This is a genomic window from Dietzia sp. DQ12-76, assembly GCF_014145045.1.
Taxonomy (GTDB): domain Bacteria; phylum Actinomycetota; class Actinomycetes; order Mycobacteriales; family Mycobacteriaceae; genus Dietzia.
In genome coordinates this window covers 1-1599 of the sequence record NZ_JAALDV010000208.1, presented here as the reverse complement: position 1 = coordinate 1599, position 1599 = coordinate 1, and the positions used below count along the sequence as shown (strand labels likewise).

Sequence of the window (1599 nt, the reverse complement as noted above, 5' to 3'; positions counted from 1 at the left end):
GCCCCGTCCTCGGACGGGATCGGTCCCTGGGGCGCGGCGCCGACGACCTCCGCCATCCGCTCGCCCGCTCCCACCGCGGCCGCGATCCCCTCCGGGCCGAGCACGTCGCCGTCCTGCCTGGTGACCACCAGCACGGCCGGCACGGATCCGGCGTCGGGGAACTCCTGCTGGATCTGGGAGACGAGGGCGGCCTCGGAAGTGTCCGGCAGCGTCTGGGGAGCCTCCGACGCCCCCTCGGACGAGGCCAGGGCGAACACGGCGCCGGAGACGAGCAGGACGGCCGCGAGGATCATCCACGCCGTGAGCTTCCCCGTCAGCACCCGCACCCAGCCTCCGGAGGTCGCGTGCGTCTCGCCCGCCGTACTCCGAGTCCTCATCGTCTCCCTCGCCCTCACGCGTTGTATTCGGAGAGGAACGCCTCGAGGATGGCGTTGACCTCGTCCGGCCGTTCCATGGTCGGCGAATGCCCCGCACCGGGGATCTCGTGGAACCTCGTGTCGGCGATGAGATCGGCTATCCGGCGCGACTTCTCGGGCGGCGTGGCGGCGTCCTCCGCGCCCACCACGACCAGCGTCGGGGCGATGATCCGGATGGCCTCGTCCTCGCACGGGTCGCGGTCCGCCACCGAGTTGATGGCCCGGACGAGGCCGGCGCGGTCAGTGCGCTCGAGGATCGCCATCCACTCGTCGACCCAGGGGGCCGAGAGGTTGCGGTCGGCGAGCATGATCGGGGCCACCCGTGACCGCAGGGGCCTGATGCCGGCGAGGCGGTACACCTTGGACAGTGTCTTGTACTTGCTGCGGTTGGCCGGCTCCTCCGCCGTGGCCGCGGAGTCGAGGAGCGTGAGCGAGTGCACGATCTCTGGGTTGCGGGCAGCGAGCCGCATCCCCACGAAGCCGCCCATGGACAGGCCGACGAAGTTGACCACGGGGATCTGCAGGTGTCGGAGGAGCTCGGAGACGTCCACGGTCAGCGTGTCCATGTCGTATCCGCCGAGCGCGCGGGGCGAGTCGCCCTGCCCACGGAAGTCGACGGCCACGCACCGGTACCTGTCCCGCAGGTGGGCGATCTGGTGCTGGAACATCCACCCCGAGAAGAGCAGACCATGGGCGAAGAACACCACGGGTGCGTCCTCCCGTCCGGCGGGGACGCCGGTGTCGGTGTAGGCGATGGTCGTGTGACCGCGCTGGAAAGTGGGCATCGTGGCTCTCCTGATAGTCGGACGGCCACCGTGTCCGGCCGCCACAGACGTACGTTACGGCGGCCGGCGCCACCTTTTCGTCACCTCGCGTTGATCGGCCGGCGGGTCACCCGTGGGCGGTCGGATGCCCGGTCACCTCAGGGTGATCAGACCCCGAGGGTCCTCCCCTCCCGCAGCCCGCTCCAGGTGCTGGTGCTCGTTGACGGCGATGCAGGTCATCCCGCCGCGACCCACGACGACCCGGGCCACTCCGGTGTTGACGGTCACCCGTTGGAGTCGGGTCCACAACCCCACCACGCCCTCCGGGTCGGCCAACAGGCCCGCGACCGCCAGCGAGATCGTCCCGGCCGAGCTCACCACCACCGTCGTGCGGCCCGATCCGGATCGGGCCGCCGCGT

The 1599-nt window shown here is 71.0% G+C and carries 1 protein-coding gene and 2 pseudogenes; all 3 read right to left on the bottom strand.

Features of this window, described 5'->3' with window-relative positions; translation table 11 throughout:
* Positions 1 to 377: pseudogene (locus G6019_RS08135) on the bottom strand (MMPL family transporter); the annotation flags it as partial.
* Positions 378 to 391: 14 nt separating this feature from the next.
* A complete protein-coding gene (locus G6019_RS08130) occupies positions 392 to 1201 on the bottom strand; it encodes an alpha/beta fold hydrolase (RefSeq protein WP_107757565.1) in 810 nt (269 codons plus the stop codon).
* Positions 1202 to 1333: 132 nt separating this feature from the next.
* Positions 1334 to 1599 (bottom strand): annotated as a pseudogene (locus G6019_RS08125) (histidine phosphatase family protein); the annotation flags it as partial.